A 17188-nucleotide genomic window follows, 5' to 3' on the forward strand; every position below is an offset into this window, starting at 1 on the left:
GTTATAATGATTGGGTCAATGCTTAGCCTGTCGGGTCAGAGACAGACTGCTTGCGCATTAAATGGTATCCAGCGCAAGCAGCCTTGCCCCTCGGGGTCAAATGGAAAAAAGCTCCGGTGGCTGGGGAACTGCCTCCTCACTTTTCCCCATTTGCCTGTCGGGTCAGAGACAGACTGCTTGCGCATTAAATAAATAGAGGTGTTCGTATGAAAAGAAATTGGATATTTGGTATTTTAATTGTAGCTGTTAGTATTGCTTCTTTAGTATTTATTATAAAAGGAGATATAAATTTAGCTGTTTTGTTTATGACTCTTATCTTTGTCTTAAGTAATGGTTACAGAGCTATTGTATTTAAGGAAAAAGGGCATGAACGAGAGGCGAAATGGATGAAAACAATGGCAATCGTTTTCGCTGTCCTATTTGTACTCGTATTATTTCTAACAATTACCTAAAAAAACGTGAAATCATGTGTAGATGATTTCACGTTTTCTTTATTGTTTAGGAAATTATAAAGTTTTGAATCTGTGGATAAATTGATGTCTAGCTCCACCACCTTGCCCCTCGGGGTCAAATGGATAAAAGCTCCGGTGGCTGAGGAACTGCCTCCTCGCTTTTCTCCATTTGCCTGTCGGGGCAGACATAGGCGCTTGCGCTTTTCTTGTTTTGTTTAAAGTTCTTTAAAATTTAATAGCTAAACTTTTTTCTAGACAGAACAATGAGTATAATAGCTGGAACCGTGCAAAATGCCATTCCTAAAAAGGCTAGTTTTGGTTCTATGTCATATAAATAACCACCAGCTAGTGTTAGGACGGCACTACTTAAACTCATGGATAGAGCAGCATAAATTCCTTGGGCAGCAGGTATGAGTCTTTTGTCTAGTGTTCTAGATATATATTGAATAAAGGCATAATGTGCAACTCCAAAAGAAACGGAATGTAGTGCCTGAGTGAGGATAAACATCCAAACTGATGGAAATAGATAGATTCCAATCCAACGAATGGTGGCGCCGATCCCGGCTAAGAGAAACATCCAAGATATTTTCTTACTTGAAAATAACTTGTCAGCAATAAGAAAGAATACAATTTCAAATATAACAGCAACATTTAAAATGATTCCGATATAAAGGCTGTTGACTTCGATATCCTGAAGATAAATAAATCCATAATTATTATATGATGCGTGAGACCCCTGTATAAGTACAGTTAACGTTAAAATAATAATAAATTGTTTAGAAGTAAAAAGTTCTTTCCATTTAACTGAGTTTTCTTTTGTTGTTCTCAAGGGTATTTCACTCAAAGAGGCTGGCATTGGTCTAGAGTAGGTCAACATGATAATTGCAAGTGCAGCTAGCATCGTCCAGAGTATTGCTTGCTCGTCCCATATAGCAGTTACTCCTCCGATAAACAACAGGGCTACCATGAAGCCGACTGATCCAAACGAACGGCTTTTTCCATAGTGAACTTTATCCTTTTGCATGAGAATGGATGCACTACTCTCCATAGCAGGTAATAAGTTAGGATAGATTAAGCTAAACAAAACAGTAATAGTTAACAAAGAATAGAAAGAATTAAAGGGTATGTATAAAACAAGTGCTGCAAAAGAAAGTAACGCGAGCAAGCGAAGCACCTTCTGCATACTATACTTACTAGTAGCTCGTGGGAATAAGGCGAATGTGGAAAAGGCTCTTGCAAGCATTCCGGCACCCATAATAACGCTAGCAGAGGTGACACTAAGGCCTTTAGCGTTGGTTAAATAACCGGTCCAATAGGGCATAAACACTCCCCATGTGAAGAAGAACGTGAAAAAATTAATGGATAACCATTTTTGAGACTTCATAGAATGACCTCTTTACTTTCGACTTATTAAAGCTAAGTAAATAAGTTAACTAGCTGTAATAACTGTCTAGATTTAATTTTTGGTGCGATTTTATTTTCGCATAAGTTACAATTTTGAAACGAGTTTAATAACATTATAAAGCATTTTAATTTGATTAGGGATAAGTTCTATGAAAAATGTTAAACTAGTAATATCGCTAATTGGAAAGAAGGAAGAGCAAGGGATGCAATCAAGATTTAGTTTAATGAAGGCAAAAAAGAAAAGAAAGTGGCCAAAAATTGTAGTTAGTATTATTTTGGGTTTAATAGTTGTAAGTGCCGTGGGATGGATTGGTATAAATGATTGGAATATAGATAAAAGTTTAAAGGCGTTAGGTATTACAGTTCAGGAAGAAAAACCTGAGGTTGAACTAGAGAAACCAACGCAAGTAATAGAGGAAGCAAAAGATCCAGTAAAAGAGGAGCCTCCAATTGTAGAGGAGCCTATAGAAGAAGTAGATCGTTCAGGGGCAAAAGGCTATGTAGGCAATGAAACTTTACCTGCCGAGCCTACTTATGTAGATGGAATTTTAATAGCAAGCAAGCAATATCCCCTACCTGCCACTTATGCGCCTGGGGAAAACGAAGTAGCAAGACAAGCATTCGAAGCAATGGCAGCTGAAGCAAGGCTTTCCGGTTACGAATTAGTAGCATTTAGTACATATCGTTCTTTTGACTATCAACAGCAGCTATATAATAGATATGTGAGCAATGATGGAGTGGAAGCTGCAGATCGATATAGCGCTCGCCCAGGATACTCTGAGCATCAAACCGGGCTTGCATTCGATATTGGAGAATTACACTTTGAGCAGCACTTCGCAAGAGAGAGCTTTGGAGAGACGCCAGCTGGCCAATGGGTAGCTTCTAACGCCCATAAATATGGATTTATTATGCGTTTTCCGAATGGAAAAGAAAAAATTACAGGGTATATGTATGAGCCTTGGCATTTTAGATATGTAGGATTGGACCATGCAGCTAAAATATATGAAGCAAATACAACATTAGAAGAATATTTAGGCATATAAGAAAAAGATCCCATCATTCGTGGGATCTTTTTCTTGTACTAAGACAATGGCTTAATGTCCTTTTATCAATCATCGTTTTATAAAATTGGAGATATCAGTCGAGCAAGTGATTCCTTAAACTTAATCATAGTCGACCGGCTTTCATAAAGTTCCCATGTAAGTTCAGTAGAAAGCTTCATGTCCTCTTCAAATAACTCCGCTAATTGATGGGAAGTTTCATTGTCATAAATAAATGCGTTTACCTCGAAATTTAACTTGAAGCTTCGAACGTCAATATTTGCAGTACCTACAGTAGAAGCTTCATCATCAATAACAATCATTTTCGTGTGTAGGAATCCATTTTCATAAATGAATACTTTTGCCCCAGCTTTGATAAGCTCTCCAACATATGAATAGGTTGCCCAGTATACAAATAAATGGTCAGGCTTGTTAGGTATCATAATTCTTACGTCTATGCCTGAAAGACAAGCTACACGGAGAGTATCCATAAAACTAGCATCTGGTATGAAATAGGGAGACTGAATATAAATGTATTTCTTAGCCATCATGATTAATTTTAAATAACCATTTTTAATTTGCTCCCACTCAGAATCAGGTCCACTCGAAACAATTTGTAATCCAACAGAACCCTTCAATGGGATAGCTGGGAAAAAACGATCGGAATATTCGATATCGTGTTCTGCAGAAGCTTGGTTCCAATCGAGTATAAAACGAGTTTGGAGCGGATGAACGGAGCTTCCTTCAATTCTAAGGTGCGTATCTCTCCAGTACCCGAATTTCTTTTTCTTACCTAAGTATTCATCACCGACATTGAATCCTCCTATGTAACCAATTCGTCCATCAATGACTACTATTTTGCGATGGTTTCGGTAATTCATCCGTGGGTTGATCAATGGAAGAATGGATGGAAAGAATGCTTCCACGCGTCCGCCTAGCTTAATGAGTTCATGAAAGTGTCGCTTTCGTAAAGAGCGAGAGCCTGTATCGTCATACAGTATGCGAATCTTTACTCCTTGTTTAGCTTTTGCTAGTAGAACCTTATAAATCTCTTGTCCTAAATTATCTAAACGGAAAATATAATATTGAATGTGTATATGGTCCTTTGCGTTTTCTAGATCGAACAAGAGGGCATCAAACTTTTCACGCCCGTCTGTAAAGATATCTACTTTGTTATCCTGCGTTAAAACGGCATGGTTATTATTAAGATGCATAATAATCAAGTCTTTGTAATGACTAGCGTCATCTAATCTAAAATCAAAGGATTCATCTTCAATAGCTTCCATTTGAAACTCAATTAATTTATCGATACCTATTTTACTTTTCCCTTCCCAGCGAAAAAGGGTTTTGCGTCGCAATCTTCTTCCAAACAGTAAATAAATACCGAAACCTAGGATAGGGATGAAGAATAGAACTAAAATCCATGCCCAGGTGGAGGACGCATCTCTTCTCTCTAAAAATATTAAGGCGATTGCCAAAGAAATATTTAAAATTAGTATGCCTGTACCAACAAAACCGTATATACTTGCAGCCAAAATTACACCCCCAACCCTTTTATGTCTGTCTTTTCTAGTATAGCCGATTTAGTTAAAAGAAAGAAGAATTGTAACATATTGAGTAAACCTATAAGCATAAGTAATTAGCAAAATGAAATATACATATAAGGTGTTTGAATAGTCTGATATAATCAAGGTGGGAATTTAGACTTAAGGAGATGGGAAAAATGCTTCAAGCAAAAAATCTTCAGAAGAAGTTTAAAGCAAAAGAAGTAGTGAAAAAGATAAATTTGGAGCTTGGCGCAGGAGAATCAATTGGACTGTTAGGTCCGAATGGAGCAGGAAAATCAACTACTATATCCATGCTTTCATCATTAATGAAACCTACGAGTGGAACTGTTCTTTGGAATGGGACTTCCATTGAGGAGAATCCTCAAATGCTTCGTAAGAATTTAGGGGTGGTACCTCAAGAAATAGCCTTGTACCCAGAGCTTACAGCAAAAGAGAACCTAGAGTTTTTTGGACGAATTTATGGGCTGAAAGGAAAAGATTTAGAAACACGGGTGGAGGATGTGCTTGAAAAGATTGGTTTAAGTGACCGGAGAAAGGACAGAGTAAAAACCTTTTCCGGTGGGATGAAGCGTAGACTTAACATTGGAGCGGCTTTACTGCATAAGCCTTCCTTTCTCATTATGGATGAGCCTACTGTAGGAATAGATCCTCAGTCTCGTGCTTACATATTAGAGGCCGTAAAGCAGCTTGTAGAGGAAGGTATGACGTTACTTTACACAAGTCACTATATAGAAGAGGTAGAGCTGCTTTGCGAAAAGATATACATTATGGATCAAGGTGAAATTATTGCATCGGGAACAAAAGAGGAATTAAAGTCTTTAGTTTCCGACCAACAAACAATTGAGTTAAAGGGTCATTCGCTTTCAGTTGCATTTGAGGAAAGCTTACAGAAGCATTTTCCAACTGCTAACATCCACAGGGAAGAAGAAAAGCTTTTAGTATCTCTTTCTAAGTTTATGGAGCCATTATCAAGTATTTTTGCAGTTGCTGCCGAAAATGAAGTGACGATTACTTCTGCAGTAGTTAAAATTCCTTCTCTCGAGGATGTTTTTTTACATTTAACAGGAAGAGCTTTGAGAGACTAGGAGGAAATAGAATGCTTTTAAACTTAATTAGTAAGCAACTAAAGGTGATTATTCGTAATAAGCAGCCGCTTATTATCCTTTTAGCTATGCCTATTATCTTGATTACTATTTTATCATCAGCCTTGGCGGGGATCATGGATACAGACGGATCTTCTGCTATTCAGGCTCACTTGGTAATTATAGATGAAACTAGCTGGGAGAAGGAACAGGCATCTATTACAGCCTTTCTAAAAGAGTCTGGACTGGAAGGGTCAACTCTTAATACTCTATTGCAAACGTTTGAAGAAAACGATCCTACTAATGTTTTGCAAAATTCAATTCTCCTCTCTACGGAAATGGAGAAATATGTAAAAACAACTAACGATGATATATCCAATCTAGAAGATTTAAGAAAGAGTAATAATGTGGATGGTATCTTAGTCATTCCTGATAATTTCAGATTAGATTATATTAAACAATCTTATTTTGACCAAGGAAATAAGCCGAGTTTTGAGTTGTTATTAAATCAAGAGAATGAAATAAGGGCATCTATAATTGTTTCAATTCTTGAGGAGTGGAAAAAAGGGTTTAGCCAGTCAATGGCGTTAAATAAAGTGGGTATAACTCCAAACGAAGTAATGGGTCAAACAATTGCAGTACAAAAATTAGAGCATTTAATGAATGAGGGAGAACGTACTATTCCATCTTCCGTTTATTACTCTGTGGGAATGCTAGTAATGTTTGCTCTTTATATACCCTCCTTTTTGGCAGGATTTGCGTTACAGGAAGTATATTGGAAGGTCTATGACCGAATCCTTTTAGCAGGGGTATCCTCAACCTATTACTCTCTTTCTATATTTATAACAGGGGCAATTGTAGCGTTACTGCAACAGGCGATCATATTGCTTTATGGAAGCCTGGTGCTGGGAATAGACTGGGTTGGCATACAGACTATGATTGTAATAGTCGTTAGCTTCAGCTTATTTATCGGGGGACTTTCAGCACTTTTAACCGCCTTACAATTTAAAACGGGAACTGAAGGTATTGCTAATGTGTTTAATGGATTAGTGATTACTATTTTCTCCTTCCTAGGAGGCTCCTTCTTTAAAATTAGTGATGTATCCGAGACGCTTGGTGACATTGGTGGCTATACCCCTAACGGAGCCACAATGAAAGCAATTCTTTCTATTCAAACCGGGGATTCAGTTGGTGTGATATGGCCACAGATGTATGTGCTATATATTGGCCTATTAATATGTGTCAGCTTGTCCATTATAGTATTTCCTAAAAGAGGTGTGACATCATGAAGGGCATTTGGATTGCAAGGGCTCAAAATTTAAAGCGAAAGCCGTTGGTTCTTCTAACAATGACCATTATGACAGTTGTCCTCGCATATGTTCTCAGTGGTGGTGTAGGTGGCCAGCAAGCAATTTTTATCACTAATGATAATTCCGAAACAAGTAGTGACGTATTAGATAAATTAAAATCTTTAGAGGATTATTCCTTTCTTCCACTGTCTAAAATTGAGTTGGAAGAGAAGATAGAGGGAGACCCTGACTTAATAGGAGTGTTGCTTACAGAGTCTACGTATACAGTCTTGAGTAGTGCAGAAACAGATGTCGTTAGAAATGTATCTTTAATAATAGAAGCTGCATATAACGAAATTGCCTTTGAGAAAAGAATAGTAGAAGTTGGCGGTAGGGATAAGTGGAAGGAAATGAATAGAATTTTAGACGATGAGGAAGCTTTCGAAATCGAGATTCGTGCTATGAATGAAAAGCAAACTTTTCGATATGATGGAGCTCTACAAAGTTTATTTGGTTATATGCTCTTTTTTGTATTTTATACCATCTCAACAAATGTTCAATTTATATTGGAAGATAAACGAACAGGAGTGTGGAATCGTCTAAAGTTAGCTTCTATTAGTCGGACTAAATTATATTTCGGGCATTTATCTTTTAGCTTTCTAATTGGTTTTTTGCAAATGCTTTTAGTTTTATTAGTGTTCCGATTTATCGTGAAAACTAATATGTATGGAGCATTCTCGGAAATAATTATTATATCGAGTATTTATGTATTATTAGTTTTGGCGATATCCTTAATAATCATTTCACTAGCCAAAACTGTTAGTCAAAGTGGAGTTATTGTTTCCTTGCTGGCTGTAGCTTTCGCTATGTTAGGTGGGGCATATTGGCCACTTGAAATTGTTCAATCAGAAGGGTTACTGAATATGAAATGGCTGTCTCCTATTTACTACGCGATGGAAGCATTAAAAAGAGTTACCATTTATGGGGAAACCTTAAGTGCTGTATCAGCGTACCTATGGATGATGCTTTTATTGGCGGCTACGTTTATAGCAGGGGGTATATATTTATTAGAAAAGAAAGCAGAACGTGGCCATTCTAGTGAGTAAAAAGGGGGAATGGAAATGTACTGGTGCAAAATAGCGAGAACAAATGAAGAATTTGAAGCTATAGCAAAATTAAATTATGAAACATTCGTAGAAGAAATTCCGCAACATGAAAAAGATCCAAGTGGAATGAGAGTAGATCCTTTTCACCATGAAAACGTTTATGTGATTGTATTAAAAGACCAAGAGCTTGCGGGAATGGTAGCCTTTAGAGCGGAGCGTCCATTCTCATTAGACAAGAAGCTTGGACCAGTAGAAAATTATCTCCCAGAGGATGCTCTAAAAGGGGCACTCTGTGAGGTTCGTTTACTAGCGGTAGATAAAAAGCATCGGAATGGGCGTGTTTTTTATTATTTAGCTAGAGCACTATCTGACTTTGCATACGAAAATGGATATGGAGCGGCCGTTATTTCGGGAACAGTAAGAGAGCAAAAGCTGTATAATCAACTTGGTTTTGAGCCTTTTGCAAATCCAATTGGAGCAGAGGATGCTTTATTTGTCCCAATGGTATTAACGAGAGAGCGCTTTGATAATTCGGTCGCTGCACGCTTTAAGCAGAAAAGGTATTCTTTTTATCCCGGTCCTGTTCATCAGGTTAATGTAATCAAAAATGCTTTTCAGGAAGATCCACTCACCCATCGTTCTCATCAATTTGAGGTAATGCTCGATCGAGTTAAGCATAGGCTAAACGAGTTGAGTGGTGCTAAATACGTTCACTTACTAGTTGGGACCGGTACTTTAGCAAATGAAGCAATGATTGCTCAATTGAAGGTGTTGGATGAAAGGGGTCTAATCTTAACGAATGGAGCTTTTGGAGAGCGTCTTCAAAAACAGGCATTACGTTGGGGATTAGATTATAACGTGGTTAGCTATGATTGGGGACAGGCATATGATTTAGAGGCCATTGAAAAAAAACTTGCGCTTGGAAATTATAGCTGGCTACTAATGGTTCATGGGGAAACCTCGACAGGGATGCTAAATGAATTAGAAGAACTGAAAGACATTTGCCGTCGTTATAATGTATTGCTCTGTGCTGACTGTGTTAGCTCGTTTGGTTCTCTCCCATTCTCTATGGAAGGATTATATTTGACTACAGGGGTCAGTGGAAAGGCAATAGGTACCATGAGCGGACTTTCCTTTGTCTTTGCCAATTCAGAAATAGTCTCCTGTGAGCGTATCCCTGCCTATTTAGACATAGGCTTAACGACAAACTCTCACGTACCCTTTACAATGCCATCCCAACTTATCCATAGCCTAGAAAATGCCTTAATGGCCTATGACAATGGGGAAAGATATAAGCTTTTACATAAACGATGGATGTATATTGAAGAGGAAGTTAAACGACATAATATAGAGCTCTTTACAAATAACACATATCCTATGATATTCACATTACAAGAAAACCAATTTCCACACCTTGCTGAGGATGCAAGAATGTCAGGCTTTGATTTACATTATAAAAGTGAATATTTAAAAGAAAAAAGCCTTATTCAAATATCCTGTATTCAGCCAGATTTTGAAGTTGCATGGACAAAATTTATAAATTGGTTTGCTAATTACCGCCTATATCATGAAGGAAGAAGTAAGTCGCTTTTTGAATCAAGTACCTGTGAATAAATGAACGCAACATTAAATAAGGCTCATTGTAACATTGGTTACAATGAGCCTTACTTATGTAGGTATGGAAAGTTTTAATCAGAATTAATTTGTTTATAAGTCTGCTGGATGAATGTTTTATAGGGAGTGGCGGGCATATTACTTATATTGTCATATGCTTTTTGAACAGCTTCTTTAGCTTTTTCATTCTGTCCCTTCGCTTTGTAGCATAATGCTAGATAAGCATCCTTCTCGTAAAAAATGGACAAATCAATAGGGTGACCGACTGTCTCCTGAATAACGACTTCTTCTAGTTGTTCAATTGCAGCGTCAAATTGTTTTAAACCAAATAAGGTTTTTCCTCTCTCCAAAACAAAGTAGGGGGTAAATATCTTATTTTTTTCTAAAGTATAGGCTTGGAATAGCTTCTCTGCTTCTTCATATTCATGTGTATAGGAATTCAAGTAATGAATTTTCATAAAAGAAGAGAAGCGCCCGGCATCTGGATCATCTGCAAAGACTCCATATGCCTCTATTTTCTTTACATAGTACTCTATTTTTTCCTCATCTTTTTGCATCATTGCATGGGCAGCAGCGATTCTATAGAGGTCATCTAAATGGTAAAACGTTTTATTTTCTTTAGAATACTCAATCGCTTGGTCCATTAGCTTCAGCGCAGATTCATGGTCACCGATTGCATAGTATAGTGCAGTCTCTACATAGTCAAAGTCTAGTCGAGAGATAGGGTCAATCCAAATTCCTGTATCCTCTAAGTAAGTACGTTCCCGTTGAAGGATTTTTAAAGCTTCCTCGTATTTATGCTCCTGAAATTTTACGGCTGTTCGTACAATTCCTATTTTAGCTCGTCTTGAAGTGATATTTAACTTCTCATAAAGATCTGCAGCTTGGTTTAATGGTTCTTCCCAGTCTTTTTTATGTACTTGGTACATACAACGACTGTACATTTCTAACAAACGCGCTGATTCATACCCCTGACCAATCTTTGGCAAGTACGGTTCTACTAATTGTATTAATTGCTCATATTCATCTGATAGAACATCGTAGTGTGTATTAAAAAGAATCTCGGCTTTCTCTAAAACTACACGTAATTCTTGTCCGCTTACTTCCTCTAGTAACTCCGAAACATCTACGTTTAACTGTTTAGCGATATATTGAAGGCTTTCCATAGAGGGCTTAGCCTTATTGTTTTCTATTAGACTGAGCATTCCCTTAGTTAATTCGGTACCTGCAAGAGCCTCTAGAGTCATCTTTTGTTGTTTTCTCAATGTACGTATTCGCTCTCCAAGCGTCTGCATTGCTTCACCTCTTTTATCTTTAGTTTAATTATATTAAACTTTTTGTTGAAATGGAAGAATGAATATGATATTATTTGTTTAATAAAATTAAACTTTTAGTTTTTTCAGAACAAATAGAAAGAAAAAGCTAAACAAAGGGGAAATAATTATGGAAGAAATAGTGAAGTTGAAAAAAGCTACTTATCATTTATGGACATTCACCATTAGTAAGCTCATATCGATTTTTGGCGCTCAAGTTTATGCATTTGCTATCAGTTTTTATATTCTACAGCTAACTGGATCTGCCACAAGCTTCGCAACAAACCTAATATGTAGTATTTTGCCTAGAACTCTACTTGCTCCTTTTGCGGGGTATGCTGCTGATAAATACTCTAGAAAAGGAATTATTATTGGAGCTCAAATTGCCAGCTCGTTGGCAATAGGTGGCTTATTAATCTTCAGTATAAATGCAGAATTGTCATTGATCGCGATTTATATAACAACGGTCATCTTATCCATTACCTCAACGTTTTCGGGGGTGACATTTAGTTCTTCTATGACGGGACTAGTAGATGAAGCGAGAATACAAAAAGCGATGTCATTAAATCAGATGTCTATTTCCTTTGCGACAATTGGAAGCCCAGCAGTAGGTGGAATATTATATGGAACTGTGACTATGCTGGTGTTTTTAGGTATTTATTTGACAGCGTCTATAATAGCGGTAGTCTTAGAATCTACGATGAACTTTAAATTATTTGCTACAAGAAAAGAAGTGGTGGAAGGGGCTCCTAAAGAGTCGATGCTACAAAGCATCAAAGAAGGTTTTAAATATTTAATGAAAAAGCCTGTGGTAAAAATAATTATTTTCATTTCTTTAATAGTGAATTTTTTGTTTGGGGCTTTTCAGGTTGGATATTCGTTTATCCTAATCGAAAAATTAAAGCTTGATCCAGTTCATTTTGGTTATACAGAAATGGCCTTTGCTCTTGGAATGCTGTTAATGTCTATTTACTTCTCAAGTACGAAGGAGTTAAAATACCCTCTTTTTGTTTCTAAATGGAGCATAGTGGGCACAGGGTTTTTATTGGCATCAATTGCGACGCCACTACTAATGAACATGTCTTATTTTGGGACCGTGGTATTTTATATTATAATCCTCTTTGTTTTTGGAGTGACTATGATGGTCACTAATACACCAATAATGGTCATGATGCAAAAGACAATAGATGATGATTATAAAGGCCGCGTATTTTCTATTTTAGAGACAGGGTCAATGGCTCTAATGCCACTTGGGATGGTTGTTTTTGGGTTTCTGTATGATGTGTTCTCTGCAGAGCTTATCCTAATTACTTCGGGAGTTCTATTAATAGCTACCGTTTTAGTGCTTGCAAGGCCATCGGTTATTAGAAAAGCACATCCAGAGCTTGCGAAAGGGAAAGTGGAGACTACTCCAGACCCTCAGCCAGAATGAAATCCGCTCTGGTGGAACAAAGAGGGTTAAGTTGGTCCATTAAGACAACTAATAAAAGTGGCGATTACAATGAGCACCCACTTCAAGGGTGTTAATTGGCGGGGAGTTCACAGTATATTAAAAGGAGTGTTTCTTTGAATAGCCCTATATTAAAACAAATAGGAACAGTATTTATTCCAGTAAGGAATATAGAACAAGCTAGAGATTGGTACTGCGATATTTTGGGGATAAAAATAGACGGAGATATTCAATTTGGTCATCTTTACGTTTTACCTATGGAAGGTACAGGGATAGTATTAGATAGTAAAATTTATTCAGAGGATATAATATTCAAAATACCTGCCTTTCATTTCAATACTAAAAATATTGAAGAAGCATTTCAATATATGAAGAATAAAGGGGTAACTCTTCTTACTAAAATTGAACATAATCATTATTTTAATTTTAAGGATCCTGATGGAAATACTTTAATGATATGTAAATGTTAAATTTGAGATTAATACAAATAGAGGCACTGTAAATTTACATTTACAATGCCTTTATTTGCTCTGTGGGCACTATCCTAACAGTTAATTTTAAAGCCCATGTTTTAACGTTTTAGTTGATCTACGATACGCGAAAATTAAACCTATTGCTAATATCGCAAGAATCCCCGACAATACATAAATATTATCTGGCTGCTTCGTAAACAACCATGCAAACAAGAGAGGACCAATGATGCGGCCGAGGTTATCCATTGAATAAGTCATCCCAGCTGCAGTTCCATATCGACCACCTGACTCTTTGGAGGTAAGGGATACAATGGTTGTTCGGGCAAGTGCATTACCTGCTGTGAAAACACAAAGGGATAGTCCCGCCCAAAAAATATTAGTCGTAAAAACTGTCATGACCAACCCTATAGCTGTTACTACTTGTGCATAAAGAAGCCAAGTTGTCTCCGTTCCGTTCTTGATACGTCGTACAACTCCACCTTGAATAGCTGCATCGACAAAGCCGCTGAACATGAACAGATAACCAATTTGTAATGGTGTTATAGCTACTCTTTCAATTTGAAATAACTGAAAAGTTGCCTCCAAGCCAGCAAGTAGGAAGGTAACCATAAAAGAAAAGAGGAATAAGTATTTTATACGGTAGGACCATAAGCTCAAAGCGCCTCTAGGAAGAATCGTTCGCTTATTGGCTTCACCAGTACGAGCTGGTTCTTTTAAAATGATTAACGCATAAACAAAAATGACTAACAATAGAATAGCTGAGACGATAAATGGAGTTTCCAAGCTAATATGACCTAGAATACCTCCAATTGCTGGTCCAAATATAAAACCTAAACCAATAGACATTCCCATGAAACCCATATACTTATTTCTGTTTTCCTCATCGGATAGATCTGCTATAAAGCCAGTTACCGCAGTGTAAAGCGCACCTGAAAATAGTCCACCGACTACACGAGAAAGGTAAAGCATTACCAATGAATCGAAGAATAAGGAGAATAACCAAAAGCTTAAGCTAAAGCCGATTAATCCTGTTAGAATAAGTGTTTTACGTCCAATCCGATCAGAAAGCATTCCCCAAAGAGGAGCAGTGAAAAAGGAAGCTAAAGCATAGACTGTTAGTAGACCTCCTACATGAACCTCGTTATAGTTCTCCTGAAGTATAACCTCAGGTAGTACGGGAATAATAATCCCGAAACCTAGATAAACAAGAAATTGAACGGACATTAATATAAAAAGTGATTTTTTCATTGTCAAACCTGCTTTCTCAAACCTTACCCTCTATAATAACTGTTTCGGAAGGAATTTTCACCTCGAAATAGGTGAAGATAAATTGGTGAATAAAAGCAGGAATATCAAGGTTTAATCAAGAATGTTACCAGCTGAAGAAATTTATAATCTTTTGTGTAAATTTTAAAATGGCGACAGATCTTACCAGGTAGTTTTCCCTACTCACATTATCAGGGAAGTGAACTAGCTAAGATCAGTTTAATAACTCCTTGGTTCGGATATACTCTGTATAGCCTCGGAGATTTCTTGTATATGTGGAAAAGGAAATGCTAAGTCAGCAAGAGACACAAAGCCTACTAACTCTTCATTTTCTACTACTGGGAGTCGGCGGACTTGATGTTTACCCATTAAAATAGATGCTTCAGCTGTAGAGTCTTGAGGTGAAACTGAGATAACGGTTTTAGTCATAATGTTTTCTACCGTGCATTTGACATCTTTAGCAACTGCTCTTGTTACAATATCTCTGTCTGTAATCATTCCAACAAGCTTTTTCTTGCTTACTACTGGTAAACAACCGATATCCAATGAACGCATTTGTTCCGCAACTTCGTTTACATAATCATTAGGGCTACACGTAACCACTTGCTTACTCATTACATCCTGTACAATCATCGATATCACTCCTTTAGAGGTTATGATGGTTTACAAATGCGTAAAATATGTAATAAAAATGAAAGGTTTAGGCCATGTAAAAAGTGGTATTATAGGATAGAGAAAAATAAATAAAATAAAAGAAACCTTTTAAATATATATTCGTAATAATAAATGGAAGGGACTGAGGTGGATTGGCTAAGGAAGTTGATTTAAAGAAAATTGTAAGTAATCTATCAAAACTTGGTGTGACTGTTACAATGACAAAATCTAGGCTTGAAATACTTAAAGCTTTATCACCACCCGCACAAAGTCCACATGTGCAATCCTAAAAAAAGAGTGACTTGAAGCCTCGTTAAAACGAATGCTTCAGTCACTCTTTTTTATATTTGTCGCTTAATCTTCATTCTTAGCAAACATATATGTTCTATGGTGAAACTTCATACTAAAGACTAAACCGATAGCAAGCATATTACCCATCAAGGAACTACCTCCGTAGCTTATAAATGGTAGTGGAATACCCGTTATAGGCAGGAGCTGAATAGTCATTCCAACATTCTCAAATACATGGAAAGTGATCATGGCAATAATTCCAGCGCATACATAGGTGCTGTACATATCCTTGAGCTGTAAGGTTATTTTAGTTAAGTGATAGATCAGTAGGAAGTAGAGACTTATTACTATACTAGCACCAACAAATCCATATTCCTCTCCAATGACAGCAAAGATAAAGTCGGTATGATTTTCCGGTACATACACAACACGTTCTCCATACCCTTTACCGAATATTTCTCCTGAACCAATTGCATTCAAAGCTGTAATAAGATGCATTCCTTCATTGGAAGCATATGAATATGGATCTATCCATGAATAAATACGTGCAAATTGGTAAGGGTCGAAGCCAAAATATTTAGCCAAGAAGTCTTGTGCATACAAGGCCATCCACAAAAAGAGTCCACCTATTCCAAGCCCACCTAAAAATAGAGGTAAAATAATTTTCCATGTAATACCTGCTACGACGATTAATGCAGCAGTAATTGCTAAGAAAACTAACGAAGTACCTAAATCGGGCTGAAGCATGATAAAAGCTAACGGGATAATTAAGGTTATACCAATTTTCCCTAATAGAATAAAGTCTGTTTTAACTGTTTTCATCACATACTGTTCATGATGATAGGTAATAAGGCGTGCTAAACCTAATATATAAAAGGTCTTCATGAATTCGGCAGGCTGAATGTCCCCTATTGGTAAATGGAACCAGCTTTTTGCTCCATTACGTGGTGATACTAAAGCCATGCTCTCTGGTAGGATAGCAAGAATGGCTAAAAGGAAAACTCCTATTCCGTATATATACCATGCCATTCTTTTGTATTGTTCTGGCTCAAAAAACATAACCATCCCAATAATAACGCACCCAACAACATACCAAAAAAGCTGTTTGGATACAAAGTTATACGCCGCGTATTGACCTGTAGTCTGAGCCGAGGAAATGGCTAGTAAGCTAACGATCAGAAATAATAATAAAATAAAAGCTAATGTCCAATCGAAGCGATCAGCAAAGCCTTTTTTATTTTCCATAAAAATCACCTAGATTTCTTTCTAAATATACAATTTTTTGTTTCATTTCCATTCTCTTATATAGAAGGAAACACACTTTTTCTATTATATCGTAAATACTCTTTTTTGGCTTGTGAGTAATATAGACGATATTACAAAAACAGTTGTTTCGTTTAAATAAAATTATGCTAATATATATCTTATATGAGGAGTGAAAATTCAGTGGCTAAAAAAGAGAGAGACTTAGATGACTATTTAACTCATCTATACGTTCATGCAAATGAGATAGAGCATTTCACATTATTTAGTGGTATTTCAGTTCAACTATTTTTAAAATTTGCTAATTTGTCTTCCCTTTTGTTGTTAAAGCATCGTTACGAAGATGCTTCTTTTAATATCCATACACAAATGGACTTTATAGGGGAAAATCAATTTGGGCATTTTTTAAAGGAGTCCTCTGAAAAACCTACTTCCCTTTGTTTTTTGGATTTCTCAGATGAGCGACGATTAAATCTGCTGACTCCTCAAGAACAAGCAGAGCTTTTATATATAGCACACAAAAAAGAAGCGTTTCGATCACCATTTTATCATCACCTTCAAAATCGATTTGTCTATTTGACCGATGAAGATGAGCATATTACTAAAATATATTTTCGAGATATAGAGGATTTTTACGGTTTAATCGCTGACTTATTCAATCAAGTGATAAAAGAAAAAACGAAATCTACTGCATTTTGGAGAAAAAAGAATAATATTATATTGCCAGAGTTGTCCTCTGCAACTGTGGAAAGGTACACCGATTTTTATGAAGACGGTGTTCTCATGTCTTTGTTCCGCGTGGATAAGACTAATTATGGAATTGAAATTCGTTGCTTACCGGAAAATATTTTTCCTGACGAGGTGCTAGAGGATATTAAGCACCATGTTAAAAGACCATATGATTTCTTAATAGAAATATAAGA

General features: G+C 36.7%; 16 protein-coding genes. 10 read left to right on the top strand and 6 right to left on the bottom strand.

The window, feature by feature from the left end; genetic code table 11:
• Positions 1-206 precede the first annotated feature (206 nt).
• Positions 207-452, top strand: a complete 246-nt coding sequence (locus MKX96_RS02610) for a hypothetical protein (RefSeq protein ID WP_251553334.1) — start codon at positions 207-209, stop codon at positions 450-452.
• A gap of 232 nt (positions 453-684) precedes the next feature.
• On the opposite strand, the gene MKX96_RS02615 is transcribed toward MKX96_RS02610, so the two are convergent.
• Positions 685-1836: an MFS transporter gene (locus tag MKX96_RS02615; protein ID WP_340881759.1), complete on the bottom strand. Its 1152-nt coding sequence runs from the start codon at positions 1834-1836 to the stop codon at positions 685-687.
• Between the two features lie 169 nt (positions 1837-2005).
• On the opposite strand from MKX96_RS02615, the gene MKX96_RS02620 reads away from it, so the two are divergent.
• Positions 2006-2899 (top strand): M15 family metallopeptidase, encoded by an 894-nt coding sequence (locus MKX96_RS02620; RefSeq protein WP_340881760.1) that lies wholly within the window; start codon positions 2006-2008, stop codon positions 2897-2899.
• Positions 2900-2976: 77 nt separating this feature from the next.
• On the opposite strand, the gene cls is transcribed toward MKX96_RS02620, so the two are convergent.
• On the bottom strand, positions 2977-4431 hold the full coding sequence (gene cls / locus MKX96_RS02625) for a cardiolipin synthase (protein WP_340881763.1): 1455 nt from the start codon (positions 4429-4431) through the stop codon (positions 2977-2979).
• Between the two features lie 188 nt (positions 4432-4619).
• On the opposite strand from cls, the gene MKX96_RS02630 reads away from it, so the two are divergent.
• Genes MKX96_RS02630 through MKX96_RS02645 form a run of 4 tightly spaced genes read left to right on the top strand, consistent with a single transcriptional unit; the run spans position 4620 to position 9555 of the window.
• Positions 4620-5549 carry an ABC transporter ATP-binding protein gene (locus MKX96_RS02630; RefSeq protein WP_340881764.1) on the top strand — a complete coding sequence of 310 codons (930 nt, stop codon included), beginning with the start codon at positions 4620-4622 and terminating at the stop codon, positions 5547-5549.
• A gap of 11 nt (positions 5550-5560) precedes the next feature.
• Entirely contained in the window at positions 5561-6835 is a 1275-nt protein-coding gene (locus MKX96_RS02635; RefSeq protein WP_340881766.1) for an ABC transporter permease, read from the top strand.
• Positions 6832-7941, top strand: a complete 1110-nt coding sequence (locus MKX96_RS02640; protein ID WP_340881768.1) for an ABC transporter permease — start codon at positions 6832-6834, stop codon at positions 7939-7941. Before MKX96_RS02635 ends, MKX96_RS02640 begins: the two co-directional genes overlap by 4 nt.
• Positions 7942-7956: 15 nt before the next feature.
• On the top strand, positions 7957-9555 hold the full coding sequence (locus tag MKX96_RS02645) for an aminotransferase class V-fold PLP-dependent enzyme (RefSeq protein ID WP_340881770.1): 1599 nt from the start codon (positions 7957-7959) through the stop codon (positions 9553-9555).
• Between the two features lie 74 nt (positions 9556-9629).
• Here the strand turns inward: MKX96_RS02645 and MKX96_RS02650 are convergent, their stop codons facing one another.
• Complete coding sequence (locus tag MKX96_RS02650; protein WP_340881772.1) at positions 9630-10850, bottom strand: helix-turn-helix transcriptional regulator; 1221 nt, start codon at positions 10848-10850, stop codon at positions 9630-9632.
• Positions 10851-10998: 148 nt separating this feature from the next.
• On the opposite strand from MKX96_RS02650, the gene MKX96_RS02655 reads away from it, so the two are divergent.
• Together MKX96_RS02655 and MKX96_RS02660 are read left to right on the top strand one after the other, a co-directional pair.
• Complete coding sequence (locus MKX96_RS02655) at positions 10999-12300, top strand: MFS transporter (RefSeq protein WP_340881773.1); 1302 nt, start codon at positions 10999-11001, stop codon at positions 12298-12300.
• Between the two features lie 134 nt (positions 12301-12434).
• Positions 12435-12788 (top strand): VOC family protein, encoded by a 354-nt coding sequence (locus tag MKX96_RS02660; RefSeq protein ID WP_340881775.1) that lies wholly within the window; start codon positions 12435-12437, stop codon positions 12786-12788.
• 87 nt (positions 12789-12875) lie between these two features.
• On the opposite strand, the gene MKX96_RS02665 is transcribed toward MKX96_RS02660, so the two are convergent.
• Together MKX96_RS02665 and MKX96_RS02670 are read right to left on the bottom strand one after the other, a co-directional pair.
• Positions 12876-14039, bottom strand: coding sequence for an MFS transporter (locus tag MKX96_RS02665; protein WP_169360966.1), 1164 nt, complete (start codon positions 14037-14039; stop codon positions 12876-12878).
• Positions 14040-14276: 237 nt separating this feature from the next.
• Positions 14277-14690: a CBS domain-containing protein gene (locus MKX96_RS02670; RefSeq protein WP_340881777.1), complete on the bottom strand. Its 414-nt coding sequence runs from the start codon at positions 14688-14690 to the stop codon at positions 14277-14279.
• A gap of 173 nt (positions 14691-14863) precedes the next feature.
• Here MKX96_RS02670 and MKX96_RS02675 point away from each other — a divergent pair, with 173 nt between their 5' ends.
• Positions 14864-15001, top strand: coding sequence for an Lmo0850 family protein (locus tag MKX96_RS02675; RefSeq protein WP_251553339.1), 138 nt, complete (start codon positions 14864-14866; stop codon positions 14999-15001).
• Between the two features lie 64 nt (positions 15002-15065).
• On the opposite strand, the gene MKX96_RS02680 is transcribed toward MKX96_RS02675, so the two are convergent.
• Positions 15066-16247: an FtsW/RodA/SpoVE family cell cycle protein gene (locus MKX96_RS02680; protein ID WP_340881779.1), complete on the bottom strand. Its 1182-nt coding sequence runs from the start codon at positions 16245-16247 to the stop codon at positions 15066-15068.
• 201 nt (positions 16248-16448) lie between these two features.
• Here MKX96_RS02680 and MKX96_RS02685 point away from each other — a divergent pair, with 201 nt between their 5' ends.
• Positions 16449-17186 (top strand): hypothetical protein, encoded by a 738-nt coding sequence (locus MKX96_RS02685; RefSeq protein ID WP_340881780.1) that lies wholly within the window; start codon positions 16449-16451, stop codon positions 17184-17186.
• Positions 17187-17188 lie beyond the last annotated feature (2 nt).

This window comes from Psychrobacillus sp. FSL W7-1493 (assembly GCF_038004905.1).
Lineage (GTDB): Bacteria > Bacillota > Bacilli > Bacillales_A > Planococcaceae > Psychrobacillus.

Bases quoted from the DNA above. Each gene is read 5' to 3' on its own strand.
- MKX96_RS02610 (WP_251553334.1), top strand. From the start codon at position 207: ATGAAAAGAAATTGGATATTTGGTATTTTAATTGTAGCTGTTAGTATT.
- MKX96_RS02615 (WP_340881759.1), bottom strand. From the start codon at position 1,836: ATGAAGTCTCAAAAATGGTTATCCATTAATTTTTTCACGTTCTTCTTC.
- MKX96_RS02620 (WP_340881760.1), top strand. From the start codon at position 2,006: ATGAAAAATGTTAAACTAGTAATATCGCTAATTGGAAAGAAGGAAGAG.
- MKX96_RS02630 (WP_340881764.1), top strand. From the start codon at position 4,620: ATGCTTCAAGCAAAAAATCTTCAGAAGAAGTTTAAAGCAAAAGAAGTA.
- MKX96_RS02635 (WP_340881766.1), top strand. From the start codon at position 5,561: ATGCTTTTAAACTTAATTAGTAAGCAACTAAAGGTGATTATTCGTAAT.
- MKX96_RS02640 (WP_340881768.1), top strand. From the start codon at position 6,832: ATGAAGGGCATTTGGATTGCAAGGGCTCAAAATTTAAAGCGAAAGCCG.
- MKX96_RS02645 (WP_340881770.1), top strand. From the start codon at position 7,957: ATGTACTGGTGCAAAATAGCGAGAACAAATGAAGAATTTGAAGCTATA.
- MKX96_RS02650 (WP_340881772.1), bottom strand. From the start codon at position 10,850: ATGCAGACGCTTGGAGAGCGAATACGTACATTGAGAAAACAACAAAAG.
- MKX96_RS02655 (WP_340881773.1), top strand. From the start codon at position 10,999: ATGGAAGAAATAGTGAAGTTGAAAAAAGCTACTTATCATTTATGGACA.
- MKX96_RS02665 (WP_169360966.1), bottom strand. From the start codon at position 14,039: ATGAAAAAATCACTTTTTATATTAATGTCCGTTCAATTTCTTGTTTAT.
- MKX96_RS02670 (WP_340881777.1), bottom strand. From the start codon at position 14,690: ATGATTGTACAGGATGTAATGAGTAAGCAAGTGGTTACGTGTAGCCCT.
- MKX96_RS02680 (WP_340881779.1), bottom strand. From the start codon at position 16,247: ATGGAAAATAAAAAAGGCTTTGCTGATCGCTTCGATTGGACATTAGCT.